This window comes from Streptomyces sp. NPDC029014 (assembly GCF_055564695.1).
Map to the genome: position 1 here is coordinate 14,217 of NZ_JBVHVT010000100.1, position 14,261 is coordinate 28,477.

The window sequence follows — 14,261 nt, forward strand, 5'->3', positions numbered from 1 at the left end:
CCGCGCAGCGCTCGTCGACGGCCCGCCGGCCGCGCGGGTCGTCGGTGTACGCGCAGGCCAGCAGCAGTGTGCAGGAGACCTGCTCGGCCAGTCCGGCAAGGCCTTCGGCAGCGCCCTCGGCGAGGGCGTCCAGAGCCGCGGGCAGCAGGGTGGAGGAGGACTCGCAGTCGATGTGGTGGCTCTGGTCGCACGTACACGACGGCGTACGCGAACAGCGGGGCGATGTCCTGCGGTACGGGCCGCCGCCCGATCTCCTCCACCAGGCGCGCCGTGTACGCGAGTCGGCCGCCGCGGGCCACCATCACCGCAGCCCAGGTCAACCGGCGGGCGCGGGCGTCGGGGTCGGCGCTCAGGGCGGCCGCCCGGTCCATCAGCAGCGCCCCCTCCGCGTCGCCGCCCCGGCCGGCGAGCCGCTGGCCGGCCTCCTGGAGGCGGGCGGCCAACTCCTCGTCGGGGCCCTCGGCGGCGGCCGCCTCGTGGACGAGCTGGCGCGGGTCGTCCGCGTCCAGGCCCTGCGCCAGGGCCAGAGGGGCCCGGCGCCGCTCGGCCGTCGAGGCCGAGGAGATCGCCGCGCTGCACACGAGGGGGTGCCGGAAGACGAGCCGGCCCGTCGCGTCCGGCCGGGCCAGCCCGGAGGCCTCGATCCGGTCGAGGACCGCCTCGGCGCCCCCGGGCCCCGCCGTCGCGCCCAGCCAGGTCGCGGCGCCGGGCGCCGAGGCCCGGCCGCCGAGCGCGGCGAGCAGCAGCACCCGGGCCGCCGCGCCGTCCAGGCAGGCCAGCCGGTCGGCGAACAGCCGCTCCGGCCCGGCTCCCAACGGCAGCCGCTCGGGCAGCGGAACGATGCCGCGCAGCTGGTCCTCGTCGAGTCGGGAGGGGAGTTCCACCAGGGCGAGGGGGTTCCCCGCCGCCTCCGGCAGGACGCAGCGGGCGGCCCCGGCGGCGAGCCCCGGGTGCTGCCGGCGCAGCAGGGCGTCCGCGTAGGCCGGGTCCAGGGCCGGCACGTCGACGGGGTGCACGGGCCAGCCTCGGCGGCGGCCCCGTCCGGGCGGCCCGCGCTGACGGAGGCGAGCGGCAGGTCGGCGATCCGCCGGTGAGGAAGGCGAACACCGCGGCGCTGGACGCGTCGACCCGGTGCAGGTCGTCCACCAGGAGCAGCAACGGCCGGTCGGGTCCGGGCCGCAGCGCCCGAAGGCCAGACCGGACTCGCCCTCGCTGCCCACCGCGCGCAGCACGGCGCAACGGTGCAGGTACCGCACCGATATCCGTGCGCCGCCGCGATGTTCTCGGGGGAGTGCCGGGTCGCCGAGGTGTTCGTCGACGTAACCGCGCACGGCCGCCACCAGGGGTCCCCCGGGCCCGCCCGGCCGGGCCGCGGGGCCCCGCCCGGCTCCTGGGCCAGCGTCACCAGCAGCTCGGCCGTGCTTCCCGCGAGCAGGTCCCCGACGTCCGGCGCCACCCGGCCGGCGGTGCGCGCCAGGGTCTCCAGGTACGGCGCGACCAGCGCGGCCACCCCGCCCGACGGGGTGACCGCCCGGCCGGTGAGCCGCTCCAGCCGCGCCCGGGAGGCGCCGACCGCCTGCGGGGGGAGCGGAACAGGCGCATCCCGAACCGCTCCCGCTGCTCCAGCCGGAACGGGGACCGCAGGTCGATCACCGCCAGGTCGCCGGGCCGCAGTTCGGCACGGCGGCCGTCCTGCGCCAGCGCGGCCCGGCCCCCGCCCTGGACGGCCACGGCGAGCCGGTCCCGCGGAGCGCCCGCCACCAGCCGGGGGTCGCGGCTGATCCGCAGCGGTCCGGCGCTCACCGACAGAGATCCTGTCGGCGGCCGGTACGGACGCCGCAACGAGTACGCCCCAGCGTCACCGCGCGCGCACGCGGGGCCGTACGTCACTGACCGAGGGGCGCTGCGGCCGGCCGCAACGCGGAGCCGGCAGCCGCTGCCAAAGCGGAGGAAAGCCGCACACCGACCGGGCGAAGCGGACTGATCAGCCATATCGGTGTGCTCATAGCGCCGGGTGGTCGAATCCCACAGGGGTACCTCTTGAATGATCAAACTAAGAGGGGGTTAGCATATGAGCGCCGCCTAGCTCGAAAGATAAGCCTGTGACTGTCAACGACGACTCGTTCACCAACTGGAACCACCGCGAGGAGATCGCGGAGTCGATGATCCCGATCATCGGGAAGCTGCACCGCGAGCGGGATGTCACGATCCTGCTGCACAGCCGCTCCCTGGTGAACAAGTCGGTGGTCAGCATCCTCAAGACCCACCGGTTCGCCCGGCAGATCGACGGCGAGGAGCTCTCGGTCACCGAGACGATGCCGTTCCTGCAGGCTCTCACCACCCTCGATCTCGGCCCGTCCCAGATCGACATCGGCATGCTCGCCGCGAACCACAAGACCGACGACCGCGGTCTGTCGGTCGCCGACTTCACCGCCGAGGCCGTCGCCGGCGCCACCGGTGAGAACAAGCTGGAGCGCTCCACCGGCCGCGACGTCGTCCTCTACGGCTTCGGCCGCATCGGCCGCCTCGTCGCCCGCCTGCTGATCGAGAAGGCCGGCTCCGGCAACGGTCTGCGCCTGCGCGCCATCGTCGTCCGCGGGGGCGGCGAGGCCGACCTGGTCAAGCGTGCCTCCCTGCTGCGCCGCGACTCCATCCACGGCCAGTTCCAGGGCACCATCACCGTCGACGAGGCGAACAGCACGATCGTCGCCAACGGCAACGCGATCCGCGTGATCTACGCCAGCGACCCCTCCGAGGTCGACTACACGGCGTACGGCATCAAGGACGCCATCCTCATCGACAACACCGGCAAGTGGCGCGACCGCGAGGGCCTCTCCAAGCACCTGCGCCCCGGTATCGACAAGGTCGTCCTGACCGCCCCGGGCAAGGGCGACGTCCCGAACATCGTCCACGGTGTCAACCAGGACATGATCAAGCCGGACGAGCGCATCCTGTCCTGCGCATCCTGCACCACCAACGCCATCGTCCCGCCGCTGAAGGCCATGGACGACGAGTACGGCGTGCTGCGCGGTCACGTGGAGACCGTCCACTCGTTCACCAACGACCAGAACCTGCTGGACAACTACCACAAGGCCGACCGCCGCGGCCGCTCCGCGCCGCTCAACATGGTGATCACCGAGACCGGTGCCGCCTCCGCCGTCGCCAAGGCGCTGCCGGAGCTCAAGGCCCCGATCACCGGCAGCTCGATCCGCGTCCCCGTCCCGGACGTCTCGATCGCCATCCTCAGCCTGCGCCTGGGCCGCGAGACCACCCGCGAGGAGGTCCTCGACTACCTGCGCAACGTCTCGCTGCACTCGCCGCTGAAGCGCCAGATCGACTTCACCACCGCCCCCGACGCCGTCTCCATGGACTTCGTCGGCTCGCGCCACGCCTCCATCGTGGACGCCGGTGCCACCAAGGTCGACGGCGACAACGCGATCCTGTACCTCTGGTACGACAACGAGTTCGGCTACTCCTGCCAGGTCATCCGCGTCGTCCAGCACGTCTCGGGCGTCGAGTACCCGACCTTCCCGGCGCCGCGCGCCTGACGGTCCGGCAACAGCAGGACGACCAGCGGGCGCCCGCCCCGGGTTCCACCGAACCCGGGGCGGGCGCCCGTTTCCTATAGTGGCGCCACGTGACCACTGTGCAGCGGCCGGCCGGCCGCATCTTCGACGCCCTGAAGTCCACCGCCGTCCAGGACACCGCCCGACTGTGCGAGCTCTACGAGCCGCCGAGCGCCATGGTCAGGGCCAAGCAGGTCGACCGGATCCACGACGTCGCCCGCGCCTTCATCGGCCGCTCCTCCCTGGTGTTCGTCGCCACGGCCGACGCCGACGGCCACTGCGACGTGACACCGCGCGGCGGGCCGGCCGGCTTCGTCGCCGTCCTCGACGAGTTCACCCTCGCCATACCCGACGCCACCGGCAACAGGCGGCTGGACAGCGTCCACAACATCGTGGAGACCGGCCGCGCCGGGCTGGTCTTCCTCATCCCCGGCCGGGGCAACACCCTGCGCGTGAACGGCAAGGCCTGCATCAGCGCCGACCCGCAGCTGCTGGAACGGCTGACGCCGGTCGGCAAGCCCCCGCGCACCGCGATCGTCGTCGAGGTGGAGGAGGCGTACCAGCACTGCCCGAAGGCGTTCCTGCGCAGCGGCGCCTGGAAGCCGGAGGAATGGCTTCCGGAGGATGCCGCGCCCAGCTCCGCGGAGATCACCCTCGCCCACTCCGGGCAGGACCTGCCCGGCCTGACGCTGGAGCAGATCCGCCAGGCCGAGCGGGAATCGCTCCTCCACCGCTACGAGTGAGCCGGGCGGCGCCGGCCGGCGGGCAGCCGGCCGGCCCGCCGGGTCAGCTGAGACTCAGCCGTTCGCCGTGGGCGCGGGCGGTGACCCCGTCGGGGCCCACGGAGACCTCCGAGGCGCGCAGCCCCAGCGGCAGGGCGGGCAGCTCCCACCGCTTCCCGGCGAGGGCCTCGGCGATCAGCGGATTGGCCGGGTCGATGGGGCGCCCGGCCAGGGTGGCCTTCGTCGCCTGGAGGGTGACGGTGTCCTCCTTCAGCTGGAGCCGGGCCGTGACGACCGCCGAGATGCCGAAGGCGCTGCGCTCCACCCGCAGTTGGCCGTCCCCGGCGTCGGACAGGCGCACGCCCTTCCCCGCCTCGCCGGCGAGCGCGTCGAACGGCACGGTGAACCGGGCGTCGACCGCCGCCGCGGAATAGCCGTCCGCGCCCTGGGTGACCTCCTTCAGGTCCACCGCGGCCTTGACCGGCCGTCCGTCGGGCGCACGGCCGTCGGCCGTGACCCGGACCTCGGGGTGGCTGCCGCGGGCGGCGTCGAGCAGGAAGGGGTAGCCGCCTATCCGCACCTGCGGCGCCGACCGCAGGTCCTGGTGGCGGGCGGCGATCCGGTCGGCGAGCCGGCTCTCGCCGCGCTCGCGGGCGAGGGCGTCCGCCGCCGGCAGGGCGATCGCGAGCGCCGCGAGGGCGGCGCCGGCGATCAGCAGGCGGCGGCGCCGGCGCGGACGGGAGGGCTCGGACGGGGTGGCGGGCATGCGGTTCCTCACGGGGCGGGGTTCGGCTCGGTGGTGGCGGTGACGGCAGGTCCGGCGGTTCCGGCGGGTCCGGAGCCCGCACCGGCCGGGGCGGCCGCGCGCGGGCCCGCAGCACCGGACCCGGCCCCGCCGTGGCCCTCGCCCTCGATGTCCATGTGGGGCAGGAGGCGGTCGAGCCGGGCGGGCAGCCACCAGTTGCGTGTACCGAGCAGCACCATGCTGGTGGGCACCAGCAGCCCGCGGACGACGGTGGCGTCCAGGGCGACGGCCGTGGCCAGGCCGATCCCGAACATCTTCACCACGGGGTCCTCCGACAGCAGGTAGCTCAGAAACACACTCACCATGATCAGGGCTGCCGAGGTGATGATGCGCCCGGTACCCGCCAGGCCGGCGACCACCGCCCGCCGGTTGTCCCCGTACCGCAGCCAGTTCTCCCGTACGGCGGTGAGCAGGAACACCTCGTAGTCCATCGAGAGCCCGAACAGGACCGCGAACATCAGCAGGGGCACGTAGCCCGGGATCGGAACGGGCCCTTCGAGGCCGATGGGCCCGGCTCCCCAACCCCACTGGAACACGGCCGTGAGCACCCCGTACGCGGCGCCGACCGACAACAGGTTCATCACGGCCGCCTTGGCCGCGACGACCGGGGAGCGGAACGCGAGCAGGAGCAGCAGTGCGGCGACGGCGACGACGGTGGCGATGATCACGGGCATCCGGTGCGCGAGCCGGTCGTTGAGGTCGGCCTGCGCGGCCGTGGCGCCGCCGACATGGGCGGTGGCCCCGCTGTCCGCGGTGGCCGCGGGCAGGGTGGACTCCCGCAGCCGGTCGACGAGTCGGGCGGTGTCCGGGTCGCCGGGGCCGGTGGCGGGGGTGACCTGCCAGCGGGCGGTACGGGCGTCGGAGGCGAGCTGCGGCGCGCCGACCGCGGCCACGCCCGGGGTCCGCCCCAGCGCGGTGGTGACCGTGGTGAGGCGCCCGTCGTCGGGGCCGCCGGCGGGGGTGGGCAGGGAGGCGGTCACCTGGAGGGGGCCGTTGGCGCCCGGGCCGAAGGCGTCCGCCAGCCGTTCGTAGGCGATGCGGCTGTCGGTGCCGGAGGCCTTGTCCCCGGCGTCGAGCTGGCCGAACGTCAACTGCGTGGCGGGCGCGGCCAGTACGGCGATCAGGGCGAGCCCGGCGAGCAGGTGGCGCCAGGGCCGGCCGGCGACGTAGGCGGCCAGCCGGTGCCAGCGCGCACCGGCCGGGCTGTCGGCCGGGTCGCCCGCCGGGGCGTCGGTAGGGACCTCCGCCGGGGCGTCGGCCGGGTCGCCCGCCGGGGCGTCGGTCGGGGCATCTGCCCGGTCGTCGTCCGTGGTGGCGGCAGGGCCGACCGGGGTGCGGGCAGGGGCGAGCCGCCGGCCGAGCAGCGCGAGCAGGGCGGGCAGCAGGGTGAGTGCGGCGGCGACGGCCACGATCACGGCGATCCCGGGGGCGAGGGCGAGGGCGTACAGCAGCGGGAGCCCGCCGAGCGCGAGGCCGGCCAGGGCGGCCGCCACCGCGCAGCCGGCGAAGGCCGCGGCCTTGCCGGAGGTGGCCGTGGTCCGGGCGGCGGCTTCCACCACGGGGACGCCCGCGCCGAGCAGGTCCCGGAAGCGGGTCAGGCAGAACAGGGTGTAGTCGATGCCGACGCCCAGGCCGATCATGGCGGCGATGGTGGCGCCGGAGGACGGCATGTCCATCACGTGCCCGACCAGCCCGATCAGGGCCAGCGCCACCACGAGCCCGACGACGCCGACGACGAGCGGCAGCCCCGCCGCGGTGACCCGGCGCAGACCCGCGAACAGGATGACGGCGGCCGCCGCCAGGCCGATCAGCTCGCTGTGCCCGGTGGAGCCCTTGTCCGCCGCGGCGGCGAGGTCGCCGCCCGGGGTGACCTCGATCCCCGCCGCCTGCGCCGGGGCGGCCGCGGCCACCACCGCGGAGGTGATCTCCGGGGTGATGTCGCGGCCGGTCACGTCCAGCCCGACCGAGAGGTACGCGGTGTGGCCGTCCCTGCTCATCGCGGCCCGGCCGGCGGGATCGTACGGGGTGGTGACGGCGACGACGTGGTCGACGCGGGCCAGGTCCGCGGCCGCGGCCCGGACCGCCGCCGCCATCGCGTCGGAGGTCAGCGGGGCGCCGTCGGCCGGGGCGTGCAGGACCACGGGCTGGTTCCCCGAGGGCGGGCCGGGGAAGGCCGCGGCCGCGTCGCGGGCCGCCTGGCTGTCGCTGCCGGGGATGGTCACGGCCTCGCTGGTCGCCCGGCCGTGGACCAGGACGGCGGCGGCGAGCGCGAGCAGCACCGCCAGCCAGACGGCGAGGACCCGGCCGGGGCGGCCGGCGCAGCTGCGCCCCAGGGCGTGGAACATCGTGCGGATCTTCCTCTCGTTCGACCGCGGGCACCGGGGACGGGCAGGCCCGGCCGCCCGGAGGGCCCGCAAGCAAGTTGCACTCCGAGTGCACATTTACGCTTGCACTCGGGGTGCAACAATGTCAATCCGAGGAAGGAGGTCGACGTGGAGAACGATCCGGAGCGAGCCGCACCGACACCGGCGACGGACGGCAGGATCGAGCGCGGCCGGCAGACCCGCGAGAAGATCGCCGACGCGCTGCTGGTCCTGCTGGACGAAGGGGCGACGGAGTTCCCCGCGGAGAAGGTGGCGGCGTACGCCGGAGTCTCGCGGCGGTCGGTGTTCCACCACTTCGCCGACATGGCGCAGCTCGTGGACACCGCGATCACCCGGCGCCTGGAGCAGCTGGCCGAGCAGATCAGGCCCCTGCCGACCAGCGGCCCGCGGGCGGTGCGGGTGGCCGCACTCGCCGAGCAGCGCGCCCGGATCCTGGAGTGGATCACGCCGGCCCGCAAGGCGATCATGCGCATGGACCATCCGTCGCCGCGCATCCAGCAGACGGTCGACGAGGCCTTCGCCGACGCCCGCGCCCGGCTGGAGGCGGTGCTGGCCGAGGAACTCGACACCCTGACGGGGCAGCGCCGCACCGACCTGGTCAACGGGCTGGACGCGGTCACCACCTGGGGCGCCTGGCACCACTGGCGCTCCACGGGCCTTTCCCCCGAGCAGGCCCGGCACGCGATGGAGGCCACCGTCCTGAACCTGCTCGCCCCGATCGGCCCGGGCCCGGGGTCGGGGCCGGAACCGGAGGGCCCGCCCGCCTGACGCGGCCCGGAGAACGGGACAGCGGAGAAGGCCGACGAAGGGGAAGGGGCGGGCACCCGCGGGCACCCGCCCCCCGGTCATTCCTCCGCGCCGGTCATCCCCTCGCGCCGGTCATGCCTTCGCCGGTTCCGGCCGCGCGGAGCGGGCGCCGGCGGGTGCCAGCCGCCCGCTGCGGTGCAGCCCGTACACCGCGCCCGCGCACAGCAGGCCGAGCACGGCCAGCGAGAACCACGGCAGTGCCGCCGCGCCCGCGCCCCGCGCCGCGTCGAGCGCCACCCCGGTGAGCAGGTTCCCCAGCGTGATCCCGATCCCGCAGACGGTGTTGTACAGCCCGTAGTGCGTGGCGACGAGCCGGTCGCCGGAGAGCCGGACGAGGGTGTCCATCTCGAACGGGTAGGCGATCATCGTGCCGAGGGCGAGCAGCGCCGCCGCGAGCAGCGGGGGCACGGCGGCCGTCAGCCACCGCCATCCACCGCCCTCCGGAAGCGGTACGACCGCTGCCAGCAGCAGCGGCACGAAGGCCGCGCCCAGGGTGAGCAGTCCCCAGGCCAGCGCCCGCCCGGGCGCCATCCGGGCCCTGCACCACGCGGTGACGCGGGTCTGGAAGAGGATGGTGCCCAGCCCGGACACGGCGAACAGCGCGGCCGTCGCGCCCGTACCGAAGGCGCCGTCGCCGCCCAGCCGCCGGACTTCCAGCGGGAGGGCCAGGTACACCTGGTACGACAGTACGTACGAGCCGGTCATCACGGTGGAGAACAACAGGAACGGCCGGTTGGCGAGGATCCCCCGCCACTGCGCGAGCACCTTCTCCCGCGCCCCGCCCGGTGCCGCAGGCCCGGCCCCGCCCCCTCGGCGCGCGGGCAGGCTGCGGATCTGGACCGCGCTCAGCAAGGCGAACACGGCGGCCGCGACCAGGCAGGTGATCCGGAAGTCCGCCCCGGTGAGCACCATGCCCACGAGCGGGCCGAGCAGGATGCCCGCCTGGTAGAAGACGTTGAACAGGGCGAACGCCTCCACCCGCCGCTCTCCCGCGTCCACCGCGAGGTACGCGCGCACCGCCGGGTTGAACAGCGCCCCCGCGAGTCCGGTGGCCGCTGACGCGGCGAGCAGCGCCGGCAGGGAGTCGACCAGGCCCAGCGTGGCGAAGCCGGCGGTGCGCAGCAGGCAGCCGGCGACGATCAGCGGTTTGTAGCCCAGCCGGTCGGCGAGGGTGCCGCCGACCAGGAACATGCCCTGCTGACTGAAGTTGCGGACGCCCAGGACGAGCCCGACGGCCCAGCCGGCCAGCCCCAACGACCCGGAGAGGTGCGCGGCGAGGTACGGCATGAGCATGTAGAAGCCGAGGTTGATGGTGAACTGGTTCACCATCAACAACTGGACGCTCCTCTCGTACGAGCGCACCTGCGCGAGCGTGCCCTTCACCGGCCCGGACCCTCGGCGTCCCGTGCCGCGGAGGCGCCGGCCGCGTCCGCCAGCGGGTCGACCACCGCCGCGCAGCGCGTCCAGCGGGCGACCTCCTTCTCGTCGACCCGGCCGATGACCTCCGGTTCGGCCGCGGGCGGGCCGTCGAGGAGGCCGTGGGCGGCGCAGTAGTCGTCGTCGTACACGGTCCCCAGGTACCGCTGCGGCCCGTCGGGGAAGATCGCCGCGATCCGGGTGTCCGCCGGGCGGGTGCGGGCCAGCCAGCCGGCGACCAGGGCGACGGCGCCGACGCTCCAGCCGCCGGTCGCGTAGTGGGAGGACGCGAGCTGCCGGCAGGCCCAGACCGCCTCGGCCGGTGCCACCCAGTGGACCTCGGTGAAGTTCCCGTAGGCGACGTTGCGGGGGTAGATGCTCGATCCGAGGCCGCGCATCAGCCGCGGCCGGGCGGGCTGGCCGAAGATCGTTGAGCCGATGGTGTCCACGCCGACGAGTTCCAGCTGGGGGTAGAGCTGGCGCAGGACCCGGGACACGCCGGCGGAGTGGCCGCCGGTGCCGACGCTGCACACGAGGACGTCGACGTGCCCGAGGTCGGCGGCGAGTTCCAGGGCGAGCGGGGTGTAGGCGGTGGTGTTGTCGGGGTTGTTGTACTGGTCGGGGCACCACGAACCGGGGTGCCGGTCCATCAGCCGGCGCACCCGTTCGCGCCGGGCCTCCTGCCAGCCGCCGGTCGGATGCGGTTCGGAGACGGTGTTGACCTGGGCGCCGTAGGCCGTGAGCAGCTTCGTCATGGACGACTCCAGGCCCGGGTCGGTGACCAGGGTGACGGGGTGCCCGTGGACGAGGCCGGCCAGGGCCAGGCCGAGACCCAGGGTGCCGCTGGTGGACTCGATGATCCGGGCGCCCGGTCGGAGTTCGCCGCGGGCACGGGCCCGTTCGACCATGTGCAGGCCCGGGCGGTCCTTGATGCCGCCCGGGTTGAAGCCTTCCAGCTTGGCCCAGAAGCCGTGGCCTTCGGGGGCGAACGGCTCGGACACGTGCAGGAGCGGGGTGTTGCCGACGAGCCCGGAGAGGGCGGCGCGGTGGAGGGGTGCGGGGGCGGTGCTGTGGGTGGACGGAGAGGACATTTCCTCGGCTCTCATGCGTGGGACGGCTGGTTCCGTACGGGACGGGAGCGGGCGGCCGCGCCGAAAAGCGGGCGGGGCCGCGCGAACGAGGCCTAAATGCGCCAGCAGCAGATGCTCGTGCGCGTGGTCCGGCCTTCGCGCGCCCGCGCGGGAAATACCGAAGGGCGGTCCCTCCCGCGCGCGGGGAGGTGCGGGGAGCGGATTCCGAGGAGCACCGCGAGGAGGACGGGGAATGCGGCGGCGCGGGGCGCCGAGATTTCCTGGACCGGCAGGGACGGGTAATTCGGGACACAGGATTCGCCGGGGTCGGGAAAAGCCGGGGAATCCACGGTCAACAGGTGGTGGGAGGGCGCGTGCGCGTGGGGGTGCGGGGCGGCGGGTGGGCGCCCGCGAATGCGGACGCGTGCCCGTGGGGTGCGGCGTCCGCAGGGTGCAGGCACCCGGCCGTCGCCGCGGCGAAGGCCGCCAGCAGCAGCACGGCGAGCAGGCGCAACGCCGCGGTGGTACGGGGGTGGAACGACACGGTTCCTCCGGGGAGCCGGCCGGTGACAGGGGACCGCACCGAGGGCGCGCGGCAGCTTCGGTGATCCGCGTGGACGCCTGGGGGCGGGGCGGGGTGCGTACCGGTGCGAACCCGCGGGAACGGGGCACCGGACGCGCGTTCGGGGGCCGGCCGGAGCATCGCGGGGCCCGTCGACCGTCAGGGGACCCGGCCCTCTAGATGCGCAGTACTCCGGTCGGGGGACCGGCCGCCGCGCCGTGCGTCTGTGCGGCTCCATCGGGGAGGGGAGGCCGGCCACCGTGCGGGCATGCGGTCGCGGCGGGTTCGTCGACCCGCGGGCAGGGCGCCGACACGGCCGCCTCGTCCGGCTGCCCCGGCAGGCAGTGCTCGCCCGGGTGCGGAGAATTCCCCGCACCGTGCGCACATTCCCGCTGCGGGGTGCGGACCGCGGGAGCGGCGGAATTCCCGATCGTTTCGTCGGTGAGCCGATGGGGAGCCGCGTTCACCGAGGGAGCGGCGGAGGCAGGGTGCACGGCCATTGCGTCACTGCTGCCGTGTGCGCAAAGGAATCCGAGGAACAGCAGGGCCAGCCAGTAGGGGGCCGACGTCATCCGGTACCACCGGATCCGCGGCACACCGCGTGACGACCGGGCCGTGACCATGCCGTAATCCTAACCACGGGCGGGCGACGGAAGGCAAAGGCCGACTGCGATATGGCGAGAAAGGACCCACCCGGCAGGAAACAGGCGCGAAGCCGTCAAGGAGCGGGCGGGAGCCGCGGCGGCCCGTCACCGGAACCGGAGGGCCGCGCACCGGGTGTTCGGGCGTTGCGTGGTGCGCCGGGGCGTGCTCGTGCGCCACCGTGGACCGACCGGATCCGCCGGTCCCCGTGGAGGAGCGAGCCGCCATGAACTGGACCCTCGAAATCGTCGTCGTCCCCGTGACGGATCTGGACCGGGCGAAGGCGTTCTACGCCGAACGGGTGGGCTTCACGGTCGACGTCGACACCGAGGTCGCCACCGGCCTGCGCGTCATCCAGCTGACCCCGCCCGGCTCCCGCTGCTCCATCGCCCTGCAGCAGGGGCTGCCCGCGGCCCCCGGCACCCAGGAGATGGCCCCGGGCACCCTGCACGGCGTCCAGCTGTGCGTCACCGACATCGAGGCGGCCCGTGCCGAACTCGTCGACCGGGGAGTGGACGTCTCGCCGGTCCGCCACGTCGGCAACACGGGCTGGGAGGACGGGAAGGGCGGGACCTGGAACTCGTTCATCACCTTCACGGATCCGGACGGCAACGGATGGGTGGTCCAGGAGGCCCCGTCGGAGCTGTCCGAGCGCTGACCGATCCGGCGGGGGCGCACGCCGTCCGGTCGGCGGCTCGCCGCGGCGGCCGCGTGGCGATCACCCCCGGGTCGGCTTTACATGGTCGTGGGGGGGCGTGCCCGGACGGTGCACGGCGTTCCGAGCCAGGACGTCCTCGAGGTGCATCCGTCGTGGGCAGCCCCGTAGCCCGTATCCCCGAAGTCCCACCTCCACGCACGCCCCGGGCGTGCCCACCGAGGGAGCCCACCATGGCCAACGATCCGCACACGCCCGTCTCCAACCAGCCCGAGGAACTGGCCACGGCCGTTCCGGAACAGCCCGTCTTCGAAGGGCCGTCGGAAGGCGTGCAGGGCAGCCCCACGCCCTTCACCTCCGACGGACTGGAACAGGTGAACGGCCACACCCGCAGTGCGCTCGAGTCCGTGCCGCCCGAGACCTGGCGGGCGCCGGCCGCCGTTCTGCCCGACATCGGCGTGGCCTCGTTCGGGCCACCGGAGATGCTGGAGACCGTGCACGGCCCCGACGACCGCGTGCAGATCGCGGACACCTCGAACTACCCCTGGCGGGCGCACGCGTCCCTGCTGATCACCGCCGCCGACAACTCCCAGTGGATCGGGACGGGCTGGTTCATCGGCCCGCACACCCTGGCGACCGCCGGGCACGTCGTGTTCATCAAGAACAGCGGTGTCCCCGGTCGCGACGGCTGGGTGAAGAGCATCCAGGTCATGCCCGGCCGCAACGGCTCGACCCTGCCCTTCGGCGCGGTCACGAGCACCAGCTTCCGCACCGTCACCGGCTGGACCGACAGCGGCGACGAGAACTTCGACTACGGCGCCATCATCATCCCCACCGAACTCGGTGCCACCACCGGCTGGTTCGGCTTCGGCGCCTGGCCGGACGCCGACCTGCTCAAGACCTCCGTCAACATCTCCGGATACCCGGGGGACAAGCCGCCGGGAACCCAGTGGTACGACGGGCGGGGCGTCAGCTCGGTGAACCCGCTGAAGGTCTTCTACGACATCGACACCGCCGGCGGCCAGAGCGGCAGCGCGGTCTACCGCATCCACAACGGCGGCCGGTACGGCATCGCGGTGCACGCGTACGGCGGTGTGACCACCAACTCCGGCACCCGGATCACCCGTTCCGTCTTCAACAACCTGGTGCAGTGGAAGGCGTGACCGGCAGTGCCCGCACACACCTGATCGGCGGCGTGGTGGTCGACACGGACGGCAGTCCGTCGCCGGGCGTGTCCGTGTACCTGACGGGCGGGCCCGGCCCCTTCCCCGATGTCGCCGCACTGACCGGCGCCGACGGCCGGTTCTCGTTCGGGGTGTCGGTCGAGGGCGTCTACACCGTGCAGTGCCGGGCACCGGACGGGAGGAGCGCCCTGGCGTCGGCCGCGGTCGGCGCCAGGGGGGCCGCCTCCCTCGTGCTCCGGCTCGGCTGAAGCCGGCGGGCCCCGGCCCCGGCCCCGGCCGGGGCGGGGGCCAGGGGCGGGGGGGGGGGGGGGGGGGGGGGGGGGGGGGGTGAGGGGGGGGGGGGGGGGGGGGGGGGGGCCCCCCCCCCCCCCCCCCCCCGCCGCGAAGTCGCCCCAGGAAGCCGTCAAGGCCGCCTACGCCAAGACGCTGCAGGCGAAGACCTCGGCGT

The 14,261-nt window shown here is 74.5% G+C and carries 13 protein-coding genes; 7 read left to right on the forward strand and 6 right to left on the reverse strand.

The window, feature by feature from the left end:
* Positions 1–170 precede the first annotated feature (170 nt).
* On the forward strand, positions 171–1,094 hold the full coding sequence (locus tag ACZ4VL_RS35365; RefSeq protein ID WP_468208503.1) for a hypothetical protein: 924 nt from the start codon (positions 171–173) through the stop codon (positions 1,092–1,094).
* Between the two features lie 307 nt (positions 1,095–1,401).
* Here the strand turns inward: ACZ4VL_RS35365 and ACZ4VL_RS35370 are convergent, their stop codons facing one another.
* Complete coding sequence (locus tag ACZ4VL_RS35370; RefSeq protein ID WP_468208506.1) at positions 1,402–1,803, reverse strand: AraC-like ligand-binding domain-containing protein; 402 nt, start codon at positions 1,801–1,803, stop codon at positions 1,402–1,404.
* A gap of 299 nt (positions 1,804–2,102) precedes the next feature.
* On the opposite strand from ACZ4VL_RS35370, the gene ACZ4VL_RS35375 reads away from it, so the two are divergent.
* Positions 2,103–3,548, forward strand: coding sequence for a glyceraldehyde-3-phosphate dehydrogenase (locus ACZ4VL_RS35375; protein WP_468208508.1), 1,446 nt, complete (start codon positions 2,103–2,105; stop codon positions 3,546–3,548).
* An 89-nt stretch (positions 3,549–3,637) separates the two neighbouring features.
* The gene (locus tag ACZ4VL_RS35380) at positions 3,638–4,309 is read left to right on the forward strand and encodes an MSMEG_1061 family FMN-dependent PPOX-type flavoprotein (protein WP_468208509.1); all 672 of its coding nucleotides are present in this window, start codon (positions 3,638–3,640) and stop codon (positions 4,307–4,309) included.
* A 43-nt stretch (positions 4,310–4,352) separates the two neighbouring features.
* Here the strand turns inward: ACZ4VL_RS35380 and ACZ4VL_RS35385 are convergent, their stop codons facing one another.
* Both ACZ4VL_RS35385 and ACZ4VL_RS35390 read right to left on the reverse strand, forming a co-directional pair.
* The gene (locus ACZ4VL_RS35385) at positions 4,353–5,054 is read right to left on the reverse strand and encodes an LmeA family phospholipid-binding protein (protein WP_468208512.1); all 702 of its coding nucleotides are present in this window, start codon (positions 5,052–5,054) and stop codon (positions 4,353–4,355) included.
* 8 nt (positions 5,055–5,062) lie between these two features.
* Entirely contained in the window at positions 5,063–7,438 is a 2,376-nt protein-coding gene (locus ACZ4VL_RS35390; RefSeq protein WP_468208514.1) for an MMPL family transporter, read from the reverse strand.
* 147 nt (positions 7,439–7,585) lie between these two features.
* On the opposite strand from ACZ4VL_RS35390, the gene ACZ4VL_RS35395 reads away from it, so the two are divergent.
* Positions 7,586–8,245 carry a TetR/AcrR family transcriptional regulator gene (locus ACZ4VL_RS35395; protein WP_468208517.1) on the forward strand — a complete coding sequence of 220 codons (660 nt, stop codon included), beginning with the start codon at positions 7,586–7,588 and terminating at the stop codon, positions 8,243–8,245.
* Positions 8,246–8,356: 111 nt separating this feature from the next.
* On the opposite strand, the gene ACZ4VL_RS35400 is transcribed toward ACZ4VL_RS35395, so the two are convergent.
* From ACZ4VL_RS35400 to ACZ4VL_RS35410, 3 genes are all read right to left on the reverse strand, one after another.
* The gene (locus tag ACZ4VL_RS35400; protein WP_468208520.1) at positions 8,357–9,667 is read right to left on the reverse strand and encodes an MFS transporter; all 1,311 of its coding nucleotides are present in this window, start codon (positions 9,665–9,667) and stop codon (positions 8,357–8,359) included.
* Positions 9,664–10,806 (reverse strand): PLP-dependent cysteine synthase family protein, encoded by a 1,143-nt coding sequence (locus ACZ4VL_RS35405; protein ID WP_468208521.1) that lies wholly within the window; start codon positions 10,804–10,806, stop codon positions 9,664–9,666. The genes ACZ4VL_RS35400 and ACZ4VL_RS35405 overlap by 4 nt, the downstream gene beginning before the upstream one ends.
* Positions 10,807–11,122: 316 nt before the next feature.
* Positions 11,123–11,314 (reverse strand): hypothetical protein, encoded by a 192-nt coding sequence (locus ACZ4VL_RS35410; RefSeq protein ID WP_468208524.1) that lies wholly within the window; start codon positions 11,312–11,314, stop codon positions 11,123–11,125.
* An 886-nt stretch (positions 11,315–12,200) separates the two neighbouring features.
* On the opposite strand from ACZ4VL_RS35410, the gene ACZ4VL_RS35415 reads away from it, so the two are divergent.
* From ACZ4VL_RS35415 to ACZ4VL_RS35425, 3 genes are all read left to right on the forward strand, one after another.
* Positions 12,201–12,632, forward strand: a complete 432-nt coding sequence (locus ACZ4VL_RS35415; protein ID WP_468208527.1) for a VOC family protein — start codon at positions 12,201–12,203, stop codon at positions 12,630–12,632.
* 230 nt (positions 12,633–12,862) lie between these two features.
* Positions 12,863–13,792, forward strand: coding sequence for a trypsin-like serine peptidase (locus ACZ4VL_RS35420; RefSeq protein WP_468208530.1), 930 nt, complete (start codon positions 12,863–12,865; stop codon positions 13,790–13,792).
* Positions 13,789–14,061 carry a carboxypeptidase-like regulatory domain-containing protein gene (locus tag ACZ4VL_RS35425; RefSeq protein ID WP_468208532.1) on the forward strand — a complete coding sequence of 91 codons (273 nt, stop codon included), beginning with the start codon at positions 13,789–13,791 and terminating at the stop codon, positions 14,059–14,061. Before ACZ4VL_RS35420 ends, ACZ4VL_RS35425 begins: the two co-directional genes overlap by 4 nt.
* Positions 14,062–14,261: the final 200 nt, after the last annotated feature.